This window comes from Gardnerella sp. DNF00476, from assembly GCF_049262735.1.
In the GTDB taxonomy this organism is placed as follows: domain Bacteria; phylum Actinomycetota; class Actinomycetes; order Actinomycetales; family Bifidobacteriaceae; genus Bifidobacterium; species Bifidobacterium vaginale.
The window spans coordinates 1,579,749-1,605,286 of sequence record NZ_CP058401.1 but is presented as its reverse complement, the minus strand read 5'-3'; the positions used below and the strand labels follow the sequence as shown (position 1 = coordinate 1,605,286).

Below are 25,538 nucleotides of genomic sequence, written 5' to 3'. Positions count from 1 at the left end.
AAGCCGCCACACGCTAAACCTTTTAACGATAACCCTCGCAAACCCCTGCTACACAAGGGCAAAAATGCACCCACCTATTAAGCCCTTGATGCTATTAATCTATGATAATTTCATCCCTGTAGCTAACCAATTAAAATTTCACCCCCCGTGTAACAAACAATTGCCGGGAAGGATTAGAAACAAATTAGTTAGTTAGATTAAAATACAAGGATGGAAAGATTATCTATGTCTCAAAAAGAATTAACTCGTTTGCATGTCCTTAAATCCTGCCTGCCGACCTTGTTCATAATATCCTTGCCATAAGAGCTCTTGACCTTTACTTTGAACACACAAGTAATTATCTATTTATGATTTTCTTTTAAGAAAGCATCAATAGTTTTTCTTGATTCACTTCTTGCTTTATCATTGCTTTCAATTGTTCCACCTGTTGCAATTCTAATTCTTCCTAGATTTAAAACACCATTGCCTGCAAATATATGTCCTGCTCCTTTATAAGAATAAATCTTTGCATTAGGGTTTAGCTCTTTTATTTTTTTTGCCATGGCAAAGCTATCCCACATCAAATCATCTTCGCCAGCCATCATTAATATATTTGCCTTAACATTTTTGACTGGTATTAGTTTTTCTTGGCTTGAGGAGTCTTGTTCTATTGCGCTTTTATAAGATTCTTTATAACTAATAGGACTTTTAATTATAGTTGGAACAATAATATTTTTTAGAAATGAGTTAAATGATGATTTTTTTATATCTATATATGGAAGTTGCTTTCCTTTATATGTCCATGATGAACCATAATCTTTAAAATCTAGACCAGCAAAATTATAAGACGAAGGCGATATTAAAATCAGATTATCTATTTCAGGATATTTGCAAGCCAAATTAAGTGCATATTCTGCCCCTTTTGACGCTCCCAAAACACTTATCGGTTTATTGTCTTTTATATTTTTATTTATATAATTGATAACATCATCAAATTGTTCTAAGGGAATTTTTGTCAAAGTCGATTCTTGATTTTTCATACCAAACATAAATAGAGCAAAGGTTTCATAGCCTTCTTTTGCTAATATCTTAGCATTTTCAAAATTTGGACTTCCTTCAGAACCTCCAAAACAAATTACAAGACCCTTATGTGATTTTTCTTTAGGTACAAATCTAAATCCTTGCATTCTACCCTCATCTACATAAGTTACATCAACTCCATTAATATCTGTAGGGTATAGACTTATATTAGTAACATCCTTATAATATTCAGGAAAATTTAAAGCATTGATATCTTTATACTTATGGTCGTTATATATCCTAAGACTAAAAACTAAAACTACTAAAATAATAATAACTGAAAAGATTCCAAAAAATATTTTCTTCATTTTCTTCATTTTATTAGCTTCCTTTAAAATAGTATACAGAGTCTAATACTATATAAAAAAATCTGTTTGTTGTTATTATATAATCTTTAGAGTATTCATTACACTAATCTACATTAAAACATCCACCGCAATAGAATTGCCGGCCTGTTTTGACGTATCCTTCTTCATCTTTTTCAAATACAAAATGCTTATAAAACTGCTTAAAATGCAGGATTTCTAAATTTACATCTTTTGTATCAACGCTATAGCTTCGACGTGAGATTGAGAGAACTACAAGTATAGCTACACTTTTTTGAGTGCACACTATGGATACTGGGTGCACCTTTTAACGATAGGAAGGGCTATAGTTAAAAAGTTTGAGAATCTATTTTCTACAAAACAATTTTTTATTCTGGTAGAAAATTAAAGCACCTTTTTGTAATGATCCCCAAAAGTTAGATTTTTGGTCCAACTTTTGGGAGCACTACATTAGTTAATTAGGTGTTTTTAATCAATAAGTCGATTATAAAACTTACTTGCAATAATATTCGATTGCCTTGTTGACAAATACTGATGTCCCTTCGCCTGCAAACGCATCTATATTTTTCGTAAAATCACCACCGGAAGCATACATCTTGCCAAGTCCGGATAAAATCTCATTCGAGCACTTATAGAAATTAGCTGTAATAAATTCCTGCAGTTTCTTTACCAAAGCCTGAACTTCAACTGAATCGCTGGGTTGTGATTTTACCTTGCCAAATTCTGCAAAAATCAGCATGAGTTGTTGATGGAGCATTTTTGTTTCCTCGCTGTTTCTCCTTTTTTCTTTAGCTTCAAATTCCTTGAATTCCGGTGTATCTCCCCAATACTCTTTTGCCTGTTTGGCATACTCATCAATTTTGCTTGTGTCAAATGCTGTAAAGTTCATATAGTTACCTCCTAATGCTTTTAATCCCTTTGCAAAAAGAATTAAATTTTCCAAATGCTCTTTTTTCAGGATTAATAATTTGATTTGTTGTTCCAGCGCTAAATCTTTGTCGAAATGCTCACTGGTTATTATTTCTTTAATTTCTTTGAGCGGAAATTCCAGAGCTTTAAACAGCAAAATGGATTGTAGTACCTTTAGATCCTCATCACCATACAACCTATATCCTGACTCCGAATAAGCGGACGGTTTTAACAAACCGATTTTGTCGTAATACTGAAGAGTACGAATACTAATTCCTGCCATCTTGCTGACTTCATTCACTGTTTTCACTATCTCACCTCCTTCCTTATCACTAGAATAAAGTATTACGCAACGTCATAGTCAAGTATTTTTTGCTAGCGTTACCGTCTAATGCTCAACCTAGGACTGTTGTATTTATACAGCTTCAATCAGCAAACCATGAGTTCCGATTGACACCTATCACATCTTTTCTGAGTTAATAGTTATGATGTGGATTTGAAATACTTAGGATTGATTCATCCTAAAATATAGGGCACAATCCCCTTAAAAGGAGGCTATCGTTATGAATGTAAATACAGATACGCTGATTTCAATTTCTGAAGCCAATCAAAACTTCTCAAAGGTTGCTCGTCTTGTCGATAAATACGGTTCAGCTGTAATACTAAAAAACAACTCTCCGCGCTATGTGATTTTAGAGTTTCCTAAAGCCGATGAGGTTTCTGCTCCAGCTGATGATAAGGTCATGGCTTTATCGGATATGTTCATCAAAAAGAACAAAAAAGTCTATGAGGAACTTGCTAAATGAAGTATTTAACACGAGAACAGGTGATTAAATTTCACCAGGCTCTGATTGAAACAAGCGGTGGTTCGTTAGGTATTCGTGATGAGGGAATGCTCAACTCTGCGCTAAAACTCCACTACAGACTTACATTTGAGAGCATTTTTAGAACTTGTCAAAGTCTACCTGACCTGCAAAGCCTACCTTTTATTTTATCTTTCGAGCTGTATTTTCCCACTTCACCAGCTGGGTGCAAAGTGGCGAATCGACTTGCATGATCGATTAAAACATAATTCGCGAATGCACTTCGATTCGCTGAGCTTGCTCAAAGTTGAAAGCACAGTGTGCTTTCAACGCAAGCGAAGTACGTTAACATCCTGTGCACTCAACCCCAGAGCGTAGACATGTTCCCTCATACAGCCAAACTGCGCTCAAAAAACCACACCAAGCCAGCCTAAAGCCGCCACACGCTAAACCTTTTAACGATAGCCCTCACAAACCCCTGCTACACAAGGACTAAAATGCACCCACCTAATCAGCCTCCTGCATCAGATAGTACGATCAAGCGCCGTGATGGTGGGAAGCCCCGCTTATTTTCTCGTTTGAGTTTGAACATAAAAATAGCAGATAAAGGGAAGGAAATGAATTTACACAACTTTTAGGACTTGACCTATGAAATAATTAATAGTTCCATTTTCAATCAATATATAGAGACCGAGTCCAATAAACACGACAGGTACAATTACTTTTTCGCACTTTTCCACAGTCTCTCCGATAGCAGAAATTGAGGCGAGATTTTGAGATAATTTGCATAGAATCAAAATCCCTAAGGCAAATATTACTAAACTTATACTAATCTCAATCAAACTCTTTCCTGTAAAATAGGGGATATAAATTCCTAAATTATCTCCACCCATTGCCACTGTTAAACTTGTAAATGCTAAGATTTTTGATCCATCTCCGGTAATTTTCCCCTCGATATCTTCTTCATCAATATCTTCATCCACAAAAATTGCTCTTATACCAAGACCTAGCGGAATTAGACCAAGGAGTCCGATAATCCAATCTTGTGGAATAAAATTTAAAAAGTAAGCGGCAATAAGACTAGCCAGTACAAGCAGTCCTGTACCTAAATACTGCCCTACATAAATTGATTTCAAACCTTTCTTTCCTTGACTAGCGAATAAAATAGTCAAAACAACTAAGTAGTCAATGGATGTAGAAACAAAAACTAATAAAGCGGATACTATTGTTTCCATTATTTCTCCTTTCAAAATGTTAAATTTTTTAGACAAGGGGGGTACAAAGTGGGTGCACTTTTTAACGTTAACATCCTGTGCACCCGACCCTAGAGCGTTGACATCTTCCCTCATACAGCCAAACTGCGCTCTTAGAAGATTATGACAAGAAGAATGTGTTTGATATTGAAGAATATATAAAGAGAAAAGGCAAAGTTAAGCTTAATAGAAATACTGTAATTACAAGATTAAACGAGTAAACACTAGGTATGTCTTATCGACATGTTCGTATGCAGAAACATATCCATGAACCTTTTAACAATTATCTCTGCCTATCGTTAAAAGGTCTCAAGCAAATAAACTTAGAGTTCTCACACTCCTAGATATTTAATATATATTTGACACGGATTCCACTCATCCCATAAAGTTGGAAAACATTCCAATTCTTTATATCCCATCGCGATATAAAAATGATTTGTAATATCATATTCTTTGTAGTGTCCCATCTGAACAGTTTTTACCTGTGAGTATGTGTAACCCATCTTCCTTGCCATAGCTTCGTATGCTTTGTTAAGTACCGAGCCAACTCCCATTCTATGGAATTTCTTTTTTATACCCATCACAAAAATCTCTGCACAATCCTTGCTGGTTGCGTTTAACACAATAAACCCAACAAGTTTATCATTAATATAACAAGCAAGAAAAGGCTTTTCCTGTGAATCTTGAATATATTCTTCTGTACTTTCTGGCATTCCAAACCATTCTTGAAGATCATACAATACTTCTCTAGATACAGATTCCTTTTCTAGTTTATTCTCAATTTCTTTTACTTTTATATTCAATCCAGTCCTCCACAAACTCTAATTTATTCTTGTCATCAATACTAGAGCCTCCGCCGTCGAATCTTTCCAATCGAAGCTTCCTATTCGGTCGCTTCTCTTGGAGATTCTTGACATGAGACCTACCTCTGCTTCGCATCGATTAGCTTTGCTAATCGCGCGATAGCAGGGTTAGAGTTTCAACGTTGATTGACATTCCCCACTTCACAGGGTGGGTGCAAAGTGTGTGCACTTTTTAACGTTAACATCCTGTGCACTCGACCCCATAGCGTCGATATCTTCCCTCAAACAGCAAAATCACACTCAAAAACCACAAGAACCCAGCTTAAAGCCGCCACGCATTAAACCTTTTAACGATAGACCTCGCTAAGCCTTGCTACACAAAGGCAAATTTGCACCCACCTAATCAGCCTTTGACATCAATACGACAGTCTCGACGTGGATTGAGAGAACTCCTAGTATAGCTACACTTTTTTGAGTGCACAGGATGGATAGTGGGTGCACTTTTTAACGATAGGAAAAGCTATCATTAAAAGGTTTAAGACCTGCTTAATAGCTTGATTTTGAGCATAAAAAACAAAAAACAGCCTAGAGATGATTCCCCCTAGGCTGAGTTTTGTAACATTTCAAATGCTAAAAGTACTTTGGCTTTTATGATGCTCTTTGAACATCCACACTAATCTCTGATTTAAAAGTTATACTGAACCTGTCCTCGTAAACTTTTATTTTCTTGATGTACTTTCTTACCAGCTTCTCGTCATACTCACTAATATCATGACACTCACTTTTCAGAAAATCTTCCATTTCTCTGATTCGTCTTTTAGCATCTTCTTGACCTGCTTTTTCTATAAGAAGCTGCTGTTTCTTACCTTTAAGCTCATCAATCTCATCAGCTATTTTCGTGTAGTCTTTTTTAGCTTTAAGCAAGGTTAGTAGTATCGCTTGTTTGTCTGCAATTTTTTTATCAACCGTTTCAATCTCGTTTAAGTTGTTGCCCGCGATAATTTCTCTAATATTGTTATTCAACGTATCCAATACTTCATCCGGTACACTAAACACCTTGTTTATGGCTTTCACTGTGGCAGATTGCAGTTCGTTCTCTTTTACTGTCGGAGCATCACAAGCACTAGGACCATTTTCCCATCTGGTACAACAACGCCAAACAACAGAACGTACTCCTCGATTGTTCCAAGCAATTCTTCTGTAAACATCCCCACATTTAGAACAAACACATAAGCTGGATAAAGCGTACTTACTGGAATAAACTCTCCTTTTTTTATTCTCCTCACCACTAAACATGTTGGCTCGTCTTACCATTTCTTCTTGAACTTTAAAGAAAATATCTCTTGGAATAATCGAAGCGTGACTATCTTTTACATAATACTGTGGTTCTGTTCCATCATTTTTTATACGAACATGGTTAATAAAATCTGTCGTGATGGTTTTTTGTAAAAGAGCATCACCAATATATTTTTCGTTTTGCAAGATGGTTTTAATATTAGACAAGTGCCATTTAAATGCCCGGCGCCGTTTTTTTAATGCCGTCTTTTTCAAGGCCCTCCGCTATATCTCTAAGACTTGCTCCTTCTAAATATTCTCTATAAATCCTTCTTACGACTTTTGCTTCCTGTTCAAGAATTACAAGTTACTTGAAGATTATGATAAAAAGAATTTGTTTGATTGTGAAGATTTTTTGAAAAATAGGGATAAAACTAAATTAACTTCAAAATCTAAGGTATTAAAAATAAAAATATAAAAAACTAATTATAGGATTGAATATAGCAATAAACGATAGATAATAAAAAATCTATCGTCTTTTTAGTTTAAGAAATTATAAAAAAGCAAAGTACGCTTGACAAAAAAAGCAAAGCGAGCTATACTTTATATGTAAAGTTAGCTTGCTGTTGAAGGAGGAAAATGAAAAATACAATTTTTCGATTAAGAAAACAGCATAAAATAACTCAAGAAGAATTGGCAAATAAAGTTGGAGTTACAAGGCAGACCATAACTTCCATTGAAACTGGAAAATATATAGCGTCACTGCCGTTGGCTTTTAAAATTGCTAAGTTTTTTGATATGAGTATTGAAGAAATATTTAGTATAGAAGAGGATGATTAATATGAACAAATTAGAAAAATATAAAAAAGAAATAGGATTTAGAATTAGTATTTTAGTCTTATTATGTATGGTTGCCTTACTCGCAGTTATTATTGGAAATTTTTACTTAAAATATAAATTCCCATTAAAAGAAGATGTGACATATTATGTAGCAGTATTTTTTATTGGACTTGAACTTGTATCTGTATTCTACATGTCAATGCTTGGTAGAGCATATAGAAATAGAGATATATTGGAGAAGATGCATACTAAAGAAACAGATGAAAGAATGATATTAATAAAGATGAAGTCAGGATCAAATATAATACCTATATTTTCAATGGCTATTGTAACTGTTTCTTTATTTGTAGCATATGTAAGTTATGAAGCCTTTTTAGCGTTAATAATAGTTGCATTTGTGCAAATAATATTTTCTAAATTATTAAAAGTATATTGGTCAAAAAAGATTTAAAAATATCATAGTAAAGGTATTAGACGATAGACAGTTAAAACTCTATCGTCTTTTTTATACTCAAAATTAGGATGTAAAAATGGTAAGGATAAGAAGCCACACTTAAAACAATTTAATATATAAGACATTTAGCGATTGAAATATAAGTTCAGTCGCTTTTTTAATTGAAATTTATAGATTAAGGAGAAGAAATTAATGGATAGAGAAATGATAATTTAGCTGCCTAATCTTCGATTGTCGCTTGCCCGTTCATGAGCATAGGTAAAAGCCAATCACGGAGAGCTATCAAAGCTCTATTTTCACGTTGATTATACGATATAGTCGTATAAGCAGGCATATCCAATGCTATTAAACACCTTAAGTTCAATCTCATTTGGAATATAAATGGGTCGATTATTAACTAGTGGTTTATCACAAGAAAGTACAGCATCACCACTAATGAAAAATGGGTATTCTCCATTGAGATCTTTAGCTGCTCCGACTTTAATGGTAGATTTCTTCTCTTCACTGATAATGTCACCAAGCTTTCCGTTTGACTCTCTACGAAAGAATTCGTCACACAACTTCGCCGGTAACGAAAGGTGGGTTATTCACAATCTAGTAAAAAGATTTGAATTAAGCCAGGTAGCAACGCCATTATTGTTGTTGGAATCACAAACCTCGTCCGCAATCGCAAGCAACCGAGGATTACTATTCGATACCGCTACACCGTATCCCCCTGCGCGGAACATGTCTATATCTATAATATCGTCTCCGAAAACGACTGTGCGACTAGGCTTTACACCCAAACGATCGCAAATAACGTTCAAAGCATGACCTTTGTTTGCAAGGGGATTCGTAAGCATCCACAAAACATCTTCGCTAATGTGTAGCGAAAAATCGGTTGGAAGAATGCTCTGAAGTTTTTCCTTCTCACTCTCTCGAGGAACAATAATAATCTTGTCTGCAATGCCACTTGGAACATTAGAAAAATCGGTAATAACAAAATCCTGCTCGCTCCAAAGCATACGAACATCAAAATTAGTGTAACGAACATCGTTCATAACAATGCCAATGCGAAGCGTAGGAATCTCATTAAGCAAGCGCAAACACACACTACAAGCATGTTGAGAATCAAATCCAAAACGCGTAAGAGTATCAAGGCTTCTTTGCGAAGTAAGCTCACCTATCGTGCTGTGAGCACAGTCAAAATCAATAAGAGCACCATTAAGGTACGCGCAAACTTGAGCATTCAAATCGTGAATAAAATCAAAAGCACTTCCAACAGGTCGAGCAGTAATAATCGCAAGCGGAATTCCACATTCACTCAAACGCTTAGAAACGCTAACAGTTTCTTGGCTTAAATATCTGCTTTCAAAAGCATTAGCATCATGAAGCATAGTGCCATCAAGATCTGCTACCACAAGAGAAGGAGAAAAATGAAGCATAACAATAACCTAATGTATTTTAATTAGTCTAACATCTTCTAACATCTTAAAAAGCATAGCAAAATGTACACCTGCTCTGCTTATAAAATAAAAAGCGCATAACCTAATCGATTACGCGCTTAAAAGAATACTTAGATAAGTGAGAACTTAGTCATAAGATTCAAGGCAACAATAACAGCCACCCAAATCAACGCTATAATAACAGTCCAACGATTCAAGTTCTTTTCTGCAACACCAGAGCTACCAGCGTTCTTCGTTAAACCGCCGCCGAACATGTCGGAAAGACCGCCGCCCTTGCCCTTGTGCATCAAAATCAACAATGTCAACAAAATGCTGGTCAGCACAAGCAACACTTGCAAAACAATTTTCACAGCGGACACAAGTAACCTCCTGTTTTAGAGTACTTTGTAAAGCATAGTAAAAGCCATTGACCTATGTATTAAATTCGATTTTTGTAAGACGACAATTGAACAATAGTAGCCAATTCCTCAATGTCTAAAGAAGCTCCACCAATAAGAAATCCATCAACGTCTGGCTCACAAATAAGACTTGCTGCATTAGAAGACGTTACAGAGCCGCCATAAAGTATTCTAACTTTTTGTGATACAGTATCCCCGAAAGTTTCCTGCAGATCATCCCTAATAGCCTTAGCAGCATCTTGAGCAGACTGTGCTGTAGCTACCATTCCAGTTCCAATAGCCCAAACTGGTTCGTATGCAATAATCAAACGCTCTGCCTGCTTAGAATCCAAATCGCGAGTAACGTCATGAACCTGTCCAACTGCAAAATCAAGCTCTATACCCTGCTTGCGCTCTTCAAAACTTTCACCAACGCAAAGAATAGGTTGCATTCCAGCAGCAAGCACAGCTCGCACTTGGTCAACAATATTCGCATCATCTTCTGGATGATACTTGCGTCGCTCAGAATGACCTACAATCACCATTGAGCAGCCCAAGCTTGCAAGCATATCTGCAGAAACATCTCCAGTAAACGCGCCTTGAGCTGTAACGGAAACTGCTTGCGCGCCATAAAGAATAGGAAGATTATCAGACTCAACTAATACTTGCACACTTCTCAAGGACGTAAACGATGGCATAAGAGCAATATCGCATTTTTTACAATCGAAGCGAGAATCACATAGACGCCACCAGAATTTTTGAATAAAATGAGTGGCTTCGAGGTGATTAAAATTCATCTTCCAATTGCCTGCAACTAGCGGTTTCCTATTGACAACCATAATCACCCTTAAGAATTAGTTATAAAGATAAAATTAACATTATGCCGACCACGATCTACAAAAAGAATTTATAAAATCGAAGTCGGCACAATATTTTAAAATCACTTACTCAAGCACGCTCAAACCTGGAAGCGTCTTACCTTCCAAGAACTCAAGTGAAGCGCCACCACCAGTGGATATGTGAGAGAAGCCATCTTCTGGGAATCCAAGATTACGAACTGCAGAAGCGGAATCTCCACCACCGACAATAGTGAAAGTGCCGTTCTTCGTTGCATCAACCAAACCCTGAGCTACAGCGCGAGTACCAGCAGCAAACTCTGCAACTTCGAACACGCCCATTGGTCCATTCCAAACAACAGTCTTGGAATCAACAATCTTGTCGTGGAAAAGCTTTTGAGAATCAGGGCCAATATCCAAGCCCATCTTGTCTGCTGGAATAGCATCCGCTGGAACAACTTCTGGAGCAACAGGAGTATCGCCTGCTGGGAAGCCAGCGTTCACAACAATATCGGTTGGAAGAACAAGCTCAACGCCATTCTTCTTAGCAGTTTCGATATATCCCTTAACTTTCTCTAGCTGATCCTCTTCAAGCAAAGAAGTACCAACTTCATGACCCAAAGCCTTAAGGAATGTGAACACCATTCCGCCGCCAATAACAAGACGGTCAGCCTTAGAAAGCAAGTTTTCAATAACGCCAAGCTTGTCGGAAACCTTAGAACCACCAAGCACAACAGTCAAAGGACGCTCTGGATTTTCGGTTGCGCGAGAAAGTGCCTTAACTTCCTTCTCAACAAGCAAGCCAGCAGCAGCTGGAAGATCGGCAGCAACATCGTAATTTGAACCCTGAGCGCGGTGAACAACACCGAAACCGTCGGAAACAAAAACTTCTCCAAGAGCAGCAATCTTCTTAGCGTATTCAGCGCGTTCGGACGCATTCTTACTGGTTTCTTCAGCGTTGAAACGAACGTTTTCAAGCAACACAACGTCGCCATTATTCATGGCAGCTACCTTAGCCTGAGCATCTTCACCATAAGTATCTGCAGCCAAAACAACATTAACACCAAGAAGTTCACCTAAGCGAGCCGCTACTGGAGCCAAAGAGAGCTCTGGAACAACCTGACCCTTTGGACGTCCAAGATGGGCCATTAAAATAACCTTGGCACCCTGCTCACGCAAAGCTTTAATCGTTGGTAAAGCAGCCTTGATTCGACCATCGTCTGTGATAGTCGTGCCCTTGAGAGGAACATTAAAATCAGCACGAACGAGTACGCGCTTGCCGCTCAAATCTCCCAAATCTTTAAGTGTCTTCATTGGTATCCTTTCCAAAACATGATTCAACCAATCATGATGGCGAATTTAACAAGAAAAAAGACGAAAGCAAAGCTAAAACGTCTATAAATTCCATGAGCAATTATATCGCATGTGCGCAACAAGCACGCCCAAAATTAGATAATAAAAAACTACAAAAAATGCCGCATACTCAAAGTATGCGGCCAATACGAATAAATACTCAGTCAAAAAAGCAATTACATTCGCGACTTTTCTACTTTAGCGCAAAGCTGCAAAAGCCTACGAATACGACCAGCAACAGCATCCTTTGTAATCGGAGGATCCGCTAAATGACCAAGTTCTTCTAGACTTGCATCACTATGCTGCAGTCGCAACTTTCCTGCCATCAAAAGATTTTCTGGAATATCGTCCCCAAGAACATCGAAAGCGTGACGAACCTTTTCGCAAGCTTCTGCAGCAGCTTTAGCACTTCTGCGCATATTAGCATCATCAAAGTTTGCCAGTCGATTAGCTTTGCCTCTTGCTTCACCATCAGAACGCTTACCAGTCCATTCTCGAGCAGAACGAGGAGCTCCAATCAAAATCAACATACGCTCAATAGCGTCAGAATCTCTCAAAGTAACACGCTCAGAGCTTTTAACTTTGCGCGCCTTTGCACCAACTCCGAGTCGTGCTGCCATTGCTTGCAACGCTGTAGCAGCCTCATGAGTTGGGCAAACAATCTCTAAATAGCTTGCCTTTCCAGGATCGGATATAGCCCCATGAGCTAAGAAAGCACCTCTCCACGCAGCTTTAACCTGCGCAATACTTCCACCAACAATTTCAGGGGCAAGACCAGCAACGATATGCATACGACGGTCCAACAAACCTGATTGCAGAGCCAAAGCTGCAGCACCTCGCTCCACAAGAACATCGTAACGAGTAACAACACCTGTAGGAGTCTGACGAGTAGTTTGAGAAATCGTTGCTTCTCTTTGGAAACATGTCACAAGCGTATCTACAAGCCATTGCGCTGCGCTTAGAGAATCAAACTGTGCACGAATCACAGCCTGATTATTAACCGGCCTTAAGCCGCCACCAAAACGCATCATTGCTGCTGCCTGAGCCATAACAACCGCTGGTAGCTCACTATTATTTGCGACGAGTTCGTTCTTTACGTCGTCAAGAAGAGCCAAGGGAAACCTCCTATTTTGTTCTTCTTAGAGTATGCGTTGGGATTCATACAAGATGCCGTTGCACGATGTGCAAAACACCTACATGCTCGGCTTTCTGTGATACCCAATGACTTGGACATTTTACCTTTTTATAGTTCTACTTTTTATATTACATAATCCTATAGGAGAAATTAAATCATGTTCTAGATCTCATCTCTCTAGCAGATACTGTAACCTGCAATCCTCTTAATTTTAGTCTTCTTGCAAGCTCTATGCTAATAGCTACAGACCTATGCTGACCCCCAGTGCATCCAACAGCAATTGTTACATAATGCTTATCTTCTTTTGCAAAACCATCAATTGCCGTAAGAAGAGCTTTTTCGTAATAGTCTAAGAATTCTATTGCCGCTGGATTTTTAAGAACATAATCGCTAACTGCTTTATCTTTTCCAGTTAAATCCCTAAGCTCTGGAATCCAAAATGGATTGGGCAAAAATCGCATATCTGCCACAAAATCGGCGTCCATAGGCATTCCGTACTTGAACCCAAAACTAAAAATGTGAACAGATACTGTAGAAGATCCTTTTCCAAGCAACCCCTCATAAAGTTTAGTGGAAAGCTGATGAATACTAAGATTTGAAGTATCGATAATAATATCTGCGCAATCTTTAAGATGACATAAAAGCTCACGCTCTTCCAAAATACCATCTATAAGTCTTCCTCCGCGCTGCAAAGGATGTGGTCTGCGCACTGACTCATATCTTTTAATGAGCACAGAATCAGATGCATCTAAAAATAGTATTCGAGTTTTTACGCCTAAATCATCTATATGACCCAAAACAACAAATAAATCATCAAAATATCCGCGTGATCTTACGTCAATAACTGCTGCAAGCTTATGAACTTTAGATCCAGAAGATGTCATCATGTCTACAAGAGGGATGAGTAACTTTGGAGGAAGATTATCAATAACATACCAGCCCATGTCTTCCAAAGCATTTGCTGCATGAGATCTGCCAGCGCCGCTCATGCCAGTAATGAGCATTACTTCAAAATCGCTTGCCACCTGCGAGAATTCACTATTTTCAGTGATCATAACGCCTCCTTCAATGCTTTTTCCATGCAACTTCTTATGTAATCGTAATCTGTAGCCTTGTCAGATTGGTGTTTGATTATGCAAGAATCATCACACGAATCATCACTTGAATGCCTATAATCAAAAGTCATGAGTTTTACTTGATCTAGTGCTTGATATAAAAGCATTTCTTCTCCACCAATACCCATGCCATATTTTCTCCAAACTTTAAGCATCTGGCTTGGTCGAGGATCATATACAACGTCTAGCAAAGCTCCTAAATGTTTTATTGACTTTTCCTTGCAATATTCACACAAAGCGAGCGCTAATCCGTCTGCTATATGAGCAGGAACAGTGCTTATAACAATATCTGCGTTTACAATTGCTTCAATTGCATCCAACGAAGAAATAGATTCTAGAATGTGAGATTTATCACATTTTTCTATATCTTGCGATATTTTTATAAACTCAGGATCAATAGTAGGGAATTCTATACCGCAAACAGGCTTGTAGCCACGTTTGTTTTTAAGATTCAAGTTAGACGGCTCTATTCTTCTGCTATTTGGAAAATCCAATTTATATTTATCTACTAAATCGTTAAATCTACTAACGCCTTTAACAGTTTTACCATCGCTTTGCAATCTTGCAACAACACTAACTTTACTCAATTTTGAACCTTGAGCAATTTCTATTAAAGCTGCCATTGCAGAAGACGCAGTGTTTCCGCTGCCAATAATAACCGCACTTTTAGCGTTTAATATTTGAGACTTTAAAGAGTGTATTAACGCCATTACAATACCATTTACATCTGTGTTACAAAGCTCAATCGTCTCAGGATTTTCTAAGCATGGCTTTTTACTAAACACAGCAGTATTTGCAACACCAAGCGTTTTAGACCAATAATCGCAAGCTACACCTAGGCTCATAATTGTTTTTTTAAGTGGCATTGTAAGGCTTAAGCCTTTCCAAGAATCGTCAAGATGCGCAATAAAATCTTTTAAGTCTTCCTCGCTAACTTTTTCTTTACCATAATGCCAATTATTTAAGCCCAATGCCTTATATGCAGCATTGTGTAGAACTGGAGATAAAGAGTGCGATATAGGATTGCCCAAAACCGCGCAATTGTAGCATTTTTCAACCATTTTAACCTCTTTATTTATAAGTCTTTATTAATAAGTTTATGCGATTTTACAAATCCTTAGGATCCACACTAAATTTTAATTCACCATTTTTTCGCATTGCAAAATGCTTTGCACATTCTTTTTTCAAACGATTAACTAATTCATCTCTATACTCTAATGGCACTCTTACAACTGCTTTAACTCTGTCGTTTAACTCTTCAAAGCGTTGAGAATTTTGCTCGTGCAATGTTGAAGGAGGCTTCATTGGAACAATTCCAAGTAAAGGTGGAAGATATTCGGATTCACTCGAATCGCCTGAAACCACAGATTCACTATCTTTAGTTTCGACTTTTAACATTGGAAGATTACTAGAACTATCTAAATCACCATTTTTGCTTACAACTTTTGTAATATCTTCGCTTACATCTACACTCATTGCGCCAATCGCATTAAGCGTATCTACTACAGCCTGCCTAAAACCCCATATTCTTGCGACACATACAGTTGGCGGAAGAAGTGCTTCACTTCTTTCTTGCAACTCTTGTTTAGAAAGAATTGATGAATCCCATTCTTCCAAAGATTTAGCGAGAATATCGTAAGTTTCACCCAAAATAAGAACGCTTCCACCTCTGTTTTTTGACGCACACATTGAAGCTGCTTTCATCCAAGCATTCAAAGTGTCTATTCGAGAATCTAAACCAGTGTTGTAAAGACTCGTCCACGCGTCTAAAATCGCAACAAGACCATATTCTCCGCAAGAATTTTTAGATGAGCTTAAAACTCGAGGTTCTGCTCCTAAAGTACAAATGACAATCATCGGCTTCTGGTCAATCCACTCTATAACACCACTTTTCTGCTTCGCGGAAGATATAATAATTGGAACATCATTGAAAATCTTAAATATTTCTTTGGCGGTAAAATTGACGCCAACACGAATAGCCTCGATAAAGTTAGATCCACTAGAACAATTCGAGCACTTCCAGCCAATCGCAGCACTTCCACACCATGCGCATTTAGGAGCAGAACCATCTATTGGTAAGTCAAGAGGACCTGTACAGCGTTTACAACGAGCCATACTATGGCATTTTTTGCATGCAGCACGCTGAACAGTATCGTCTTGTGCTGTAACAAGTAAAACAGGCAGATTTGCGTCTAAAGTTTGTCTAATCGACGCTAGTGCAGTATACGGTATTCTAGATCCTGCACTCGGGTCATTTATCTTATTAAGGTTATCAGAATTAAGTAGACGAACCCATGGGCAAGCATTACTAACAATAGTATTAAATGGTTTAATTTCAATTAAAGGTCCACTTACTTTTGCAGCAAGATTTTTTCCTTTTAATTCGTTTTGGCTTATTACGCTTCTAGCAAAAGACATTGTTATGAAAACGCCATTATGATTTTGTGTGCGCAATCGCATAACGCCTCTAGCTTGAGCGTAAGGCATCATACCATCTGCGTACTGATATGCGCCATCTTCTACAATCACAAAAAGCGCTTGCGACTCAACTGGTGCATACATTGCAGATCTTGTTCCTAAAACACATGGAACAATTCCTTTTTCTATAGCTCTCCACGCTCTATACCTGTCTGCTGGAGAATCATATGCGCAAAGACGAGCAACATCTCCACTTAAAGTTCCACTTGGATTCTGCGATTTTTTATAAGGTTTAAGACCATAAACCATAAGGGCACGCATAACATCGTTTACTTCGCGAATTGTAGGAAGAACAACAGCAACTTGACGACCAGCTCTTATTGCAGTTACAATAATCCACGCTAAATCCTGAGCCCATCTCATTGCTCCTGGTAAGGCATCTATAAGAAAAGCTTTGCAATTATTCTTATAATTATTCGAAAGCGAACTATTTTCATGATGCAAATAATACGGTTTATGAACATCTTCTAAGGATTGTTTAAGAAGATTCGCATTATTGTAGGATGCAATCATACGAGCATATGTTGTTTTTCTAAGATTCTCACTTCCATCGTATTGAGATATCGCGCAAGTATCATTAGACCTAAAATTTTTTTGTAATTCATTAATCCATTTTACTCTTTTAGATAAATGAATATCGTCCAGCAAATTTTCTTTATCTACACCAGCAATTCTTCTAGGTAAAGCAAGTCTAATAATATTAGCTCTTGTTCCACCATAAGCATCAGCTATTGAAGAAATATCTTCCATAAAAGATTTAGAAACTACTTCCCCTATTGGAATAATTTTTTCAATAAACTTTAATGAAGATATTGGTGTTGTGCTTGATTCACTCCTACTCCAAATAATTCCATTTACGCGTCTAGTACCAAATTTGACGCGGACCATACACCCTGGCTTAGCGTAATCATCCTGATCTTTGCTAACAATGTAATCAAAAGTTTTACCGAGATGAGATGCTTGAACATCCAGGACAATATGAGCAATAGGGCAATTATCAGCTTGACTCTGGGTTGAATCACTCTTCTTACGCCTACGTGGTTTGCGCGCTAAACCATCAAGTGAAGGCTGCTCAAGCATTAGCACATCCTTTTAAATCCTCAAATCAATTTTTTAAAGATTTTACCTCATTCTTAATCTGATCAACACGATTAAGTCTTTCCCAAGGAAAATCAACATCTGTTCTTCCAAAATGTCCATAAGCAGAAGTTTTCGAGTAGATTGGTCGAAGCAAATCAAGCTCGTCGATAATTGCTGCTGGGCGTAAATCAAAGACTTTTCGAACAATCTTAGAAATATCTGAACGAGTAATTCCATTAGCTTCGGTTCCAAAAGTTTCTACATTCACGCTAACAGGCTCTGCAATTCCAATCGCATATGCAACTTGTACCTCTATTTTATGGGCTAAACCTGCGGCAACAAGATTCTTAGCAACCCAACGCGCAGCATAGGCTGCAGAACGATCCACTTTACTAGGGTCTTTGCCAGAAAAAGCTCCACCACCATGATGTGCAGCCCCTCCATAAGTGTCTACAATAATTTTTCTGCCTGTTAAACCAGAATCTGCTGCAGGACCACCCAAAACAAAAGATCCAGTTGGATTTACAAGCATTCTGTAATCATTATGATTTACGTTTTTCCCTAACACTTTGTTAAGAACAGGCTCTACAACGTTTTGGACAAGTTGATTTCTAAGCCAATCATGACTCACATCTGGGTCGTGCTGTGTTGAAATAAGAACAGTATCTAAACGAACAGGGTTCCCAAATTCATCATATTCGATTGTAACCTGTGTTTTACCGTCTGGTCTAAGTTTAGATACAATTCCAGATTTTCGCACGTAGGATAGGCGCTGGGCAAGCTGATGAGCTAGATATATTGGAAGTGGCATATAAGCGTCTGTCTCATCGCTAGCATATCCAAACATAACGCCTTGATCGCCTGCGCCTTGGCTTTTATAACGATCTTCTTTAGACGCAATACTTTCGGATTCTAAATCTAATCTAGAAACACCTTGATTTATCTCCGCGCTTTGCTCAGTTAGCGAAACCATTACTCCACATGAATCAGCATCCAATCCAACAGTTGAACTGTTGTATCCTACTTCGCGTACAACTTTTCTAACAATGCCTGGTATGTCGGTGTATACTTCTCCCCTAACTTCCCCGAAGACTACAAATTGTCCTACGCATGCACAAACTTCAACAGCAACATGCGCATGAGAATCTTGACGAAGCATATCATCTAGAATCGCATCTGCAATCTGATCACAAAGCTTATCAGGATGACCTTCTGTAACAGATTCTGCAGAAATAAGTTTAGCTTCCGACATAACTCCCCTTTAATTAAAAAATTAAAACTTATGCGCTAAAACCAATAACAGCCGCATATCCAATACCAACAAGCATAGGATAATACGGCTGCAATTAAAAATGTAAAGAAAACTTAATTTCCCTCATTCATATCATCTTCACCAAGATTCTCCACCAGCAAACCTTTATTAATTTCTCGGAATGCTATAGAAAGAGGCTTCTCCTGGTTTCTATAATCAACAAGAGGACCGACGTTCTGCAACAATCCTTCGTTAAGCTGAGTGAAATAAGAATTAATCTGCCGTGCTCGTTTTGCGGCAAACAAGGCAAGCGCATACTTGGAATCCGCATGCTGCATCAAATCATCAATAGGCGGATTTGCAAGTCCCGTAGGTGTTGGCTTAGTGCCCAATGCCATAATGTTCTCCATATTCTATGGTGCCACAATAGTTTCCAAGTAGACTATTGTAAGCTATTGCAAGGATATTTAGGAATTACTCATTTAGATTAATCTAAATTAATTTAAATTAATCTAAATCGTATTCTTTAGCTATTATCTTCCAAAGTTCATCTGCAGCGCGCTGAGCATCGTCATTAACAATCACAAAATCAAACTCGCTAGACGCAGCCATTTCTACTTTAGCGGTTTGCAAACGCTTAGCCTGCTGCTCAGGAGTTTCAGTGCCTCTACCAATAAGTCGACGCTTAAGCTCCTCAAAGCTAGGAGGGGCAATAAATACGTATACGACTTCTAAACCTAATCTAGAAGCTTCCTGCTTAACTCTCCTAGCTCCCTGAAGATCAATCTCTAGAAGCGTTGGAACGTTTTGAGCAAGATGATCTAAAACAGGCTGAATTAAAGTGCCATAATGTGCCATTCCATGAACAAGAGCAGTCTCCAGAAACTCTCCGTTCCTCTTCCTGCGCTCAAACTCTTCTTCATCAATGAACCAATAATGAATTCCATTAAACTCATCATAACGAGGTTTTCTGGTAGTCGCAGAAACAGAAAGCCAAATATTAGGATGTTTTTCGCGCAATACTCCCTCAACAGTGCCCTTACCAGCTGCAGTAGGACCAGTAAGAACAATCAAACGCCTTTTAGTAGCGACTGGCATACTCTGTGTATCGTTTAAACTAACCATATTTGACTCTCTTAAATAATTTTCATGAATCCATTAAAGCTTGACGAATATCCCAAGCTATTCGTTCAGTTGCAGTAGATAATGCACCAATATCTGGACCATGAGAAGCAATAGACCTAGAAACTGTTACTAAAACATTTCCATGCGTACCAGCAAAAACCGTTTTCAAATCGTTAGCTTCCGCTCCCTGCCAACCGTAACCTGGAGAAAGAATAGGACCAGTAAAACTCGTTAAATCGATTCCACCGCCATTCATCCAATCTCCAATAGTGGCTCCAACAATTAAGCCAACGGAACCCATGCCCTTTGTATTATTGTTAAAAATTTGCGCAGTTTGAGCAATACCATGAGCAACAGTTGTGCCGCGGTAGGAACCAGTCTGACGAATAGCAGTTTGCAAGCTAGCGCCTTCGCGATTAGACGTTAGAGAAGCAATGAACACGCCCCTGCCATTATTAAGAGCCTCATTAATCAACCCACCCATTGACCTAGCTCCGTAATACGGAAGAAGTGTAATAGCATCAGTAAGAAGAGGCGCATCTGGCTTAAAGTATGCGTCGGCAAGCGCAGAGATTGTTGTAGACAAACCACCATGACCACAATCAACAATAGTAATTACATCCATTTGTCTTGCAGCATACAGCACTCGTTCGAGCGCCGCGAACCCCTTAGACCCGTAACGCTCGAACATGCTCGACTGGAATTTTACGGCAGCAGCTCTGCCGTTCATGGCCTGAAGCATACGCATGGAGAACAATTCTGCTCCTTGAGCATCCATCTTGTATCCCCAATTAAGCAGCATCTTGCGGTGCGGATCTATGCCAACGCATAATGGCCCATATTTTGCCATAGCGTTTTTTAGACGCAATCCAAAATCGGATCTTTGCGCCTGCAATTCCTGCTCTCGTATGCTTTCGGTCATGTATTAAGCCCGACTTTCTTCGTTTTCTGCCTTCTCGATTGCAAACAGTTGCTTTGCATGCTCCTGAATGCTCATCACTTGGTAATCGTTGTTCTTAACGGCTTCTATAGCCATAAGAACTGGTGCAAACTCCGTAATTGTAGTGAATTGCGGAAGGTCTGCTGCAACAGCAGCTGCACGAATAGCATAACCATCTGTACGCGACCCTCTGGAATTCGGCGTGTTCAACACCATATCAATCTTACCATTCTCAATCAGCTCAACCACGTTTTTGCCGATTCTTTCATGCGAAGGCACGTCATTTCGCACATCCTTCGCCGTGTCGCCAAGGCTAGAAAGCTTATCAACAATAACGGAATCAATGCCGTAACGTCTAAGAACAGATGCCGTACCTTCTGTAGCCCAAATCGTAAATCCAAGCTCTACTAGGCGCACTGCAAGTAGCGGCAATTGTCTTTTATCTGCATCACTTACAGACACAAACACGTTGCCGCTTGTAGGCAAACCGCCCTTGTACGCTGCAAGCTGACTCTTAGCAAAAGCATGTGGGAAGTCGCGGTCAAAGCCCATAACTTCTCCAGTAGAGCGCATCTCTGGTCCGAGCAAAATATCGACTGTGCGACCAACAGGCGTGCGGAAACGTTTGAAAGGCAAGACGGAAGCTTTAATAGCAACTTGCTGGCCTGGGTGAATATCTCCACCATCTCCCTTAGGAAGAAGAAGACCGCGCTTTCGCTGCTGTGCGATTGTTTCCCCAGCCATAATTCGAGCAGCAGCTTTAGCAAGAGCAACTCCCGTAGCTTTAGACGCAAACGGAACAGTACGAGATGCTCGAGGATTCGCCTCAATTACGTACAAAGTGTTTGCCATAAAAGCATATTGCACATTAATAAGACCACGAACTGAGCATCCGCGAGCAATCGAAAGCGTGCCCTCGCGAAGTCTACGAATTTGATCGTCGGAAAGCGTGCTTGGAGGAAGAGTACAAGCAGCGTCACCAGAGTGTACGCCAGCTTCCTCAACATGCTCCATAATTCCGCCAATATAAAGCTCATTGCCGTCGTAAAGTGCGTCAACATCAATCTCAATAGCGTCCTGAAGGAACTTATCAATCAAAAGCGGCGAAGGCAAACGACCAGAAACAACAGTGTCTGCTTGAGCTTCCTGTAAAGCACGATCCACATATTTTGCAAGCTGAGCATCATCGTACACGATTTCCATTCCTCGACCGCCAAGCACATAACTTGGTCGCACAAGAACAGGGTAACCAATTGCGTGAGCAGCATCTTTAGCCTCTTCAAGGCTTAATGCAGTTCCGTAGCGCGGAGCATTCATGCCTTCTTGACGAAGAACCTCACCGAAAAGCTCACGATTTTCCGCCAAATCAATAGCCTCAGGCGTAGTGCCCAAAATTGGAACTCCTGCAGCTTTAAGGCGCGCTGCAAGCGAAAGTGGAGTTTGGCCGCCAAGTTGCACAATAACACCTTTTACTGGACCAAGCTTCTTTTCTGCTTGGTAAATTTCGAGCACGTCTTCAAAAGTAAGCGGCTCAAAGTAAAGGCGATCCGACATATCGTAGTCTGTAGAAACTGTTTCAGGATTGCAATTGACCATAATTGTGTCGTAATCCTTACCCAGCTCTTGCACAGCATGAACGCAAGTGTAGTCAAACTCAATACCCTGACCTATTCTGTTTGGACCAGAGCCAAGAATGATTACAGCTTCACGATCGCGTGGCTTAAGCTCGCTTTCGTCAGCGTAGCAAGAATAGTAGTAAGGTGTTACAGCGTCGAACTCGGCAGCACACGTGTCAACCGTTTTGTAAACAGGATGCAATCCATACGCCCAGCGAAGCTCTCGAACCATGTTTTCGCCTTCGTCGCCAAGATTACGCAAATGCGCAATTTGAACATCCGAAAGACCAGCAAGCTTAGCATTCTTTAACACTTTTGGCGTCAAATTTTCTGCTTCACGAACCTCTAAAGCTGTTTTATTGATTAACGAAAGCTGCTCAACAAACCATGGGTCTATCTTTGTTGCGTCAAAAATCTGCTCAGGCGTAGCCCCACCCCAGAGCGCGCGCTGAATTTGCAAGTAGCGGTGCTCGGTTGGAGTATGAATTTCTTCAAGAAGCTTAGCAACTTCTTCTTTACTTGGGCGCTCGCCGTCCCAATTAAAGCAAGCGTGACGTTTATCAATTGATCGCATTGCTTTTCCAAGAGATTCCTGGAAATTTCCAGCCAAAGCCATTGCTTCGCCGACTGACTTCATAGAAGTTGTAAGCGTAGTGTCTGCTCCAGGGAACTTTTCAAAAGCAAAGCGCGGAATCTTAGTTACAACATAGTCAATCGTTGGCTCAAAGCTTGCAGGAGTTGAACGCGTAATATCGTTTTGAATTTCGTCCAAAGTGTATCCGAGGGCAAGTTTTGTAGCGATTTTTGCAATCGGGAAACCAGTTGCTTTAGATGCTAGCGCAGAAGAACGCGAAACTCGCGGATTCATTTCGATTACGATAATGCGACCAGTTCGAGGATTGATTGCAAACTGAATATTGCATCCGCCAGTGTCAACGCCAACACCTCGAATAATCGCGATGCCAATATCGCGCATCTTTTGATACTCGCGATCTGTTAGCGTAAAGCATGGAGCAACTGTAATCGAGTCGCCTGTGTGAACGCCTACAGGATCAACATTTTCGATTGGGCACACAACAACAACATTGTCTTTGGAATCTCGCATAAGCTCAAGCTCAAATTCCTTCCAACCTTCAATGCCTTCTTCAATAAGCACTTCGTTTGTTGGAGAATAGTGAATGCCTGCTCCTGCAATGCGGTGTAATTCTTCCTGATTGTGAGCAATTCCAGAGCCTAAACCTCCCATTGTGAAGCTTGGACGCACAACAACTGGGTACCCTAGTGTTTCAACAATTTTGTCTACTTCTTCAATTGAGTGAGCAATAAAGGATTTTGCACTTTCTGCCCCAGCTTTTTCAACAACTTTTTTGAAAAGCTCACGGTCCTCTCCGCGGTCGATTGCCTCAAGAGATGCACCAATAAGCTCTACATTATACTTTTCTAAGATTCCTGCACGACCCAAGTCCATTGCGGCATTAAGAGCAGTTTGACCACCTAATGTTGGAAGAAGCGCATCTGGCTTCTCTTTAGCAATAATGCGCTCCAAAATTGCCGTGTCTATTGGCTCAATATATGTTGCGTCTGCAAGCTCTGGGTCCGTCATAATAGTAGCAGGATTAGAGTTTACAAGAATTACGCGGATTCCTTCTTCGTGAAGGACTCGGCAAGCTTGCGTTCCAGAGTAGTCGAATTCTGCAGCCTGACCAATTACGATTGGACCAGAACCAATAACCATTACGGATTTAATATCAGCACGTTTTGGCATTATAAATTCCTTTTATCCCTTTATACCTACTATTTTTCGCTTTTATTCTTGTGATTTTGCATAAGTTCTACAAAGCGGTTAAACAAGTACGATGCATCATGAGGTCCTGCGGCTGCTTCTGGATGATATTGCACAGAAAAAGCTGGAATATCAAGGCATTGCAAGCCTTCTACAACATTGTCGTTAAGATCTACATGAGATACTATTACGCGACCAAAATGTCCATTTTCGTAAGGAGACTGAACAGTCTTACCAATAGGTGCATCTACAGCAAATCCGTGATTATGAGCCGTAACTTCCACTTTTCCAGTAGTCACGTCTTTTACAGGCTGATTTATGCCACGATGACCAAACTTAAGCTTGTACGTTCCAAACCCAAGCGCGCGACCTAAAAGCTGGTTTCCAAAGCATATTCCAAAGAATGGGTATCCTGCGTCTAACACGTTACGCAATAATTCCACTTCTCGATTTGCTTGAGCAGGATCACCTGGTCCATTCGAGAAGAACACGCCATCTGCATTAAGTGCTTGAAGTGACTCAAAACTTATTGAGGAGCTTACAACGTGCACACGGCATCCACGCTGTGCCAAACGATGCGGAGTCATGGCTTTTATACCAAAGTCCACAGCTACAACAGTGTAAAGAGGCTCCTTGCCTTCGTAATCTCCACAAGGCTCAATTGTATAAGCTTCTTGCGTGCTAACTTCGTCAGTTAGTCGCAAGCCTTGCATTTGAGGAGTTTGTTTAATCTCATTCACAAAAGACGCAACTGTGCGAATTGCTCCAGTAGATTTGTCTATCAGTGCTTCATTAGAAAAAATGCCGGCACGCATAACGCCAACTGAGCGTAAATGTCGTACCAGCATTCTCGTATCAATACCACTGATTCCTACTATCCCTTGTTTTTCTAAATCATCTTCCAAGGAACCAGTGGATCTCCAATTGCTAACAATAGGGCTTGGAGCTTTTACCACGTATCCTGCAACCCATATTTTTGAAGATTCTGGGTCTTCATTGTTAATTCCCGTATTTCCTATGTGTGGGAACGTTTGAACAACTATTTGTTGATCATAACTTGGATCAGTAAGCGTTTCTTGGTAACCAGTCATTCCTGTAGAGAACACGATTTCAGCGCGCGTAGAACCTTTTGCGCCAAATGGTTTACCAACGTAAACTTGTCCGTCTTCCAATACTAATACTGCATCATCAGTGCCGAATCCGGCGAAGGTGTCGTTATAGCCCACCTTAACCCCCTTATGGCTTTAGGTTATTCGTGGCAAGTCTACTCAGATTGGCGGA

The 25,538-nt window shown here is 39.6% G+C and carries 23 protein-coding genes and 1 pseudogene; 4 read left to right on the top strand and 20 right to left on the bottom strand.

What is annotated here, in order from left to right; genetic code table 11:
- Positions 1–341: 341 nt before the first annotated feature.
- Positions 342–1,376, bottom strand: coding sequence for an alpha/beta fold hydrolase (locus HXT25_RS06435; protein WP_004111708.1), 1,035 nt, complete (start codon positions 1,374–1,376; stop codon positions 342–344).
- 502 nt (positions 1,377–1,878) lie between these two features.
- On the bottom strand, positions 1,879–2,604 hold the full coding sequence (locus HXT25_RS06430; protein WP_004115140.1) for a MerR family transcriptional regulator: 726 nt from the start codon (positions 2,602–2,604) through the stop codon (positions 1,879–1,881).
- Between the two features lie 253 nt (positions 2,605–2,857).
- Here HXT25_RS06430 and HXT25_RS06425 point away from each other — a divergent pair, with 253 nt between their 5' ends.
- Positions 2,858–3,100 (top strand): prevent-host-death protein, encoded by a 243-nt coding sequence (locus tag HXT25_RS06425; protein ID WP_004115145.1) that lies wholly within the window; start codon positions 2,858–2,860, stop codon positions 3,098–3,100.
- A gap of 620 nt (positions 3,101–3,720) precedes the next feature.
- On the opposite strand, the gene HXT25_RS06420 is transcribed toward HXT25_RS06425, so the two are convergent.
- On the bottom strand, positions 3,721–4,332 hold the full coding sequence (locus HXT25_RS06420; protein ID WP_422118563.1) for a CadD family cadmium resistance transporter: 612 nt from the start codon (positions 4,330–4,332) through the stop codon (positions 3,721–3,723).
- A 128-nt stretch (positions 4,333–4,460) separates the two neighbouring features.
- Between HXT25_RS06420 and HXT25_RS06415 the strand changes: the two are divergent.
- A pseudogene (locus tag HXT25_RS06415) lies at positions 4,461–4,571 on the top strand (conjugal transfer protein TraG); the annotation flags it as partial.
- 111 nt (positions 4,572–4,682) lie between these two features.
- Here the strand turns inward: HXT25_RS06415 and HXT25_RS06410 are convergent.
- From HXT25_RS06410 to HXT25_RS06400, 3 genes are all read right to left on the bottom strand, one after another.
- Positions 4,683–5,153 carry a GNAT family N-acetyltransferase gene (locus HXT25_RS06410; protein ID WP_004111719.1) on the bottom strand — a complete coding sequence of 157 codons (471 nt, stop codon included), beginning with the start codon at positions 5,151–5,153 and terminating at the stop codon, positions 4,683–4,685.
- A 648-nt stretch (positions 5,154–5,801) separates the two neighbouring features.
- Entirely contained in the window at positions 5,802–6,704 is a 903-nt protein-coding gene (locus HXT25_RS06405; RefSeq protein ID WP_415702028.1) for a recombinase zinc beta ribbon domain-containing protein, read from the bottom strand.
- Positions 6,664–6,756: a recombinase family protein gene (locus tag HXT25_RS06400; RefSeq protein ID WP_257994157.1), complete on the bottom strand. Its 93-nt coding sequence runs from the start codon at positions 6,754–6,756 to the stop codon at positions 6,664–6,666. Before HXT25_RS06400 ends, HXT25_RS06405 begins: the two co-directional genes overlap by 41 nt.
- A gap of 311 nt (positions 6,757–7,067) precedes the next feature.
- Between HXT25_RS06400 and HXT25_RS06395 the strand changes: the two genes are divergently transcribed.
- Together HXT25_RS06395 and HXT25_RS06390 are read left to right on the top strand one after the other, a co-directional pair.
- Positions 7,068–7,268, top strand: a complete 201-nt coding sequence (locus HXT25_RS06395) for a helix-turn-helix transcriptional regulator (RefSeq protein WP_004133084.1) — start codon at positions 7,068–7,070, stop codon at positions 7,266–7,268.
- A 1-nt stretch (position 7,269) separates the two neighbouring features.
- Positions 7,270–7,719, top strand: coding sequence for a hypothetical protein (locus HXT25_RS06390; RefSeq protein ID WP_004111746.1), 450 nt, complete (start codon positions 7,270–7,272; stop codon positions 7,717–7,719).
- Between the two features lie 590 nt (positions 7,720–8,309).
- Here HXT25_RS06390 and HXT25_RS06385 read toward each other — a convergent pair.
- The 14 genes from HXT25_RS06385 to carA all read right to left on the bottom strand — a co-directional run bounded on the left by HXT25_RS06385 (position 8,310) and on the right by carA (position 25,483).
- Positions 8,310–9,146 carry an HAD hydrolase family protein gene (locus tag HXT25_RS06385; RefSeq protein ID WP_004138036.1) on the bottom strand — a complete coding sequence of 279 codons (837 nt, stop codon included), beginning with the start codon at positions 9,144–9,146 and terminating at the stop codon, positions 8,310–8,312.
- Positions 9,147–9,277: 131 nt separating this feature from the next.
- Positions 9,278–9,526 (bottom strand): preprotein translocase subunit SecG, encoded by a 249-nt coding sequence (gene secG / locus HXT25_RS06380; RefSeq protein ID WP_004115170.1) that lies wholly within the window; start codon positions 9,524–9,526, stop codon positions 9,278–9,280.
- A gap of 59 nt (positions 9,527–9,585) precedes the next feature.
- Positions 9,586–10,383, bottom strand: a complete 798-nt coding sequence (gene tpiA, locus HXT25_RS06375; protein ID WP_020759502.1) for a triose-phosphate isomerase — start codon at positions 10,381–10,383, stop codon at positions 9,586–9,588.
- A gap of 105 nt (positions 10,384–10,488) precedes the next feature.
- Positions 10,489–11,694, bottom strand: coding sequence for a phosphoglycerate kinase (locus HXT25_RS06370; protein WP_020760293.1), 1,206 nt, complete (start codon positions 11,692–11,694; stop codon positions 10,489–10,491).
- Between the two features lie 215 nt (positions 11,695–11,909).
- Positions 11,910–12,848, bottom strand: coding sequence for a DNA-binding protein WhiA (whiA, locus tag HXT25_RS06365; protein WP_004111755.1), 939 nt, complete (start codon positions 12,846–12,848; stop codon positions 11,910–11,912).
- A 175-nt stretch (positions 12,849–13,023) separates the two neighbouring features.
- Positions 13,024–13,923, bottom strand: a complete 900-nt coding sequence (gene rapZ / locus HXT25_RS06360) for an RNase adapter RapZ (protein WP_009994741.1) — start codon at positions 13,921–13,923, stop codon at positions 13,024–13,026.
- Positions 13,920–15,044 carry a shikimate dehydrogenase gene (locus HXT25_RS06355; protein WP_075038647.1) on the bottom strand — a complete coding sequence of 375 codons (1,125 nt, stop codon included), beginning with the start codon at positions 15,042–15,044 and terminating at the stop codon, positions 13,920–13,922. The genes rapZ and HXT25_RS06355 overlap by 4 nt, the downstream gene beginning before the upstream one ends.
- Before the next feature lie 46 nt (positions 15,045–15,090).
- Positions 15,091–17,541: a primosomal protein N' gene (locus tag HXT25_RS06350; RefSeq protein ID WP_422118816.1), complete on the bottom strand. Its 2,451-nt coding sequence runs from the start codon at positions 17,539–17,541 to the stop codon at positions 15,091–15,093.
- 25 nt (positions 17,542–17,566) lie between these two features.
- On the bottom strand, positions 17,567–18,793 hold the full coding sequence (gene metK / locus HXT25_RS06345) for a methionine adenosyltransferase (RefSeq protein WP_004138151.1): 1,227 nt from the start codon (positions 18,791–18,793) through the stop codon (positions 17,567–17,569).
- 113 nt (positions 18,794–18,906) lie between these two features.
- Entirely contained in the window at positions 18,907–19,191 is a 285-nt protein-coding gene (gene rpoZ, locus HXT25_RS06340; RefSeq protein ID WP_004111763.1) for a DNA-directed RNA polymerase subunit omega, read from the bottom strand.
- A gap of 109 nt (positions 19,192–19,300) precedes the next feature.
- Complete coding sequence (gene gmk, locus HXT25_RS06335; RefSeq protein WP_004111764.1) at positions 19,301–19,918, bottom strand: guanylate kinase; 618 nt, start codon at positions 19,916–19,918, stop codon at positions 19,301–19,303.
- Positions 19,919–19,940: 22 nt separating this feature from the next.
- Positions 19,941–20,840 (bottom strand): orotidine-5'-phosphate decarboxylase, encoded by a 900-nt coding sequence (gene pyrF / locus HXT25_RS06330; RefSeq protein WP_004111765.1) that lies wholly within the window; start codon positions 20,838–20,840, stop codon positions 19,941–19,943.
- A 3-nt stretch (positions 20,841–20,843) separates the two neighbouring features.
- Entirely contained in the window at positions 20,844–24,239 is a 3,396-nt protein-coding gene (carB, locus tag HXT25_RS06325) for a carbamoyl-phosphate synthase large subunit (protein ID WP_116437790.1), read from the bottom strand.
- A 29-nt stretch (positions 24,240–24,268) separates the two neighbouring features.
- A complete protein-coding gene (gene carA / locus HXT25_RS06320) occupies positions 24,269–25,483 on the bottom strand; it encodes a glutamine-hydrolyzing carbamoyl-phosphate synthase small subunit (RefSeq protein ID WP_004111767.1) in 1,215 nt (404 codons plus the stop codon).
- Positions 25,484–25,538 lie beyond the last annotated feature (55 nt).

Excerpts from the sequence above, each read along its gene's own strand:
- metK (WP_004138151.1), bottom strand. The coding sequence starts at position 18,793 with ATGTCGGAAGCTAAACTTATTTCTGCAGAATCTGTTACAGAAGGTCAT.
- HXT25_RS06355 (WP_075038647.1), bottom strand. The coding sequence starts at position 15,044 with ATGGTTGAAAAATGCTACAATTGCGCGGTTTTGGGCAATCCTATATCG.
- HXT25_RS06350 (WP_422118816.1), bottom strand. The coding sequence starts at position 17,541 with ATGCTTGAGCAGCCTTCACTTGATGGTTTAGCGCGCAAACCACGTAGG.
- carB (WP_116437790.1), bottom strand. The coding sequence starts at position 24,239 with ATGCCAAAACGTGCTGATATTAAATCCGTAATGGTTATTGGTTCTGGT.
- HXT25_RS06435 (WP_004111708.1), bottom strand. The coding sequence starts at position 1,376 with ATGAAGAAAATGAAGAAAATATTTTTTGGAATCTTTTCAGTTATTATT.
- tpiA (WP_020759502.1), bottom strand. The coding sequence starts at position 10,383 with ATGGTTGTCAATAGGAAACCGCTAGTTGCAGGCAATTGGAAGATGAAT.
- HXT25_RS06420 (WP_422118563.1), bottom strand. The coding sequence starts at position 4,332 with ATGGAAACAATAGTATCCGCTTTATTAGTTTTTGTTTCTACATCCATT.
- rapZ (WP_009994741.1), bottom strand. The coding sequence starts at position 13,923 with ATGATCACTGAAAATAGTGAATTCTCGCAGGTGGCAAGCGATTTTGAA.
- rpoZ (WP_004111763.1), bottom strand. The coding sequence starts at position 19,191 with ATGGCATTGGGCACTAAGCCAACACCTACGGGACTTGCAAATCCGCCT.
- HXT25_RS06390 (WP_004111746.1), top strand. The coding sequence starts at position 7,270 with ATGAACAAATTAGAAAAATATAAAAAAGAAATAGGATTTAGAATTAGT.
- pyrF (WP_004111765.1), bottom strand. The coding sequence starts at position 20,840 with ATGACCGAAAGCATACGAGAGCAGGAATTGCAGGCGCAAAGATCCGAT.
- HXT25_RS06370 (WP_020760293.1), bottom strand. The coding sequence starts at position 11,694 with ATGAAGACACTTAAAGATTTGGGAGATTTGAGCGGCAAGCGCGTACTC.
- HXT25_RS06385 (WP_004138036.1), bottom strand. The coding sequence starts at position 9,146 with ATGCTTCATTTTTCTCCTTCTCTTGTGGTAGCAGATCTTGATGGCACT.
- HXT25_RS06425 (WP_004115145.1), top strand. The coding sequence starts at position 2,858 with ATGAATGTAAATACAGATACGCTGATTTCAATTTCTGAAGCCAATCAA.
- HXT25_RS06395 (WP_004133084.1), top strand. The coding sequence starts at position 7,068 with ATGAAAAATACAATTTTTCGATTAAGAAAACAGCATAAAATAACTCAA.
- gmk (WP_004111764.1), bottom strand. The coding sequence starts at position 19,918 with ATGGTTAGTTTAAACGATACACAGAGTATGCCAGTCGCTACTAAAAGG.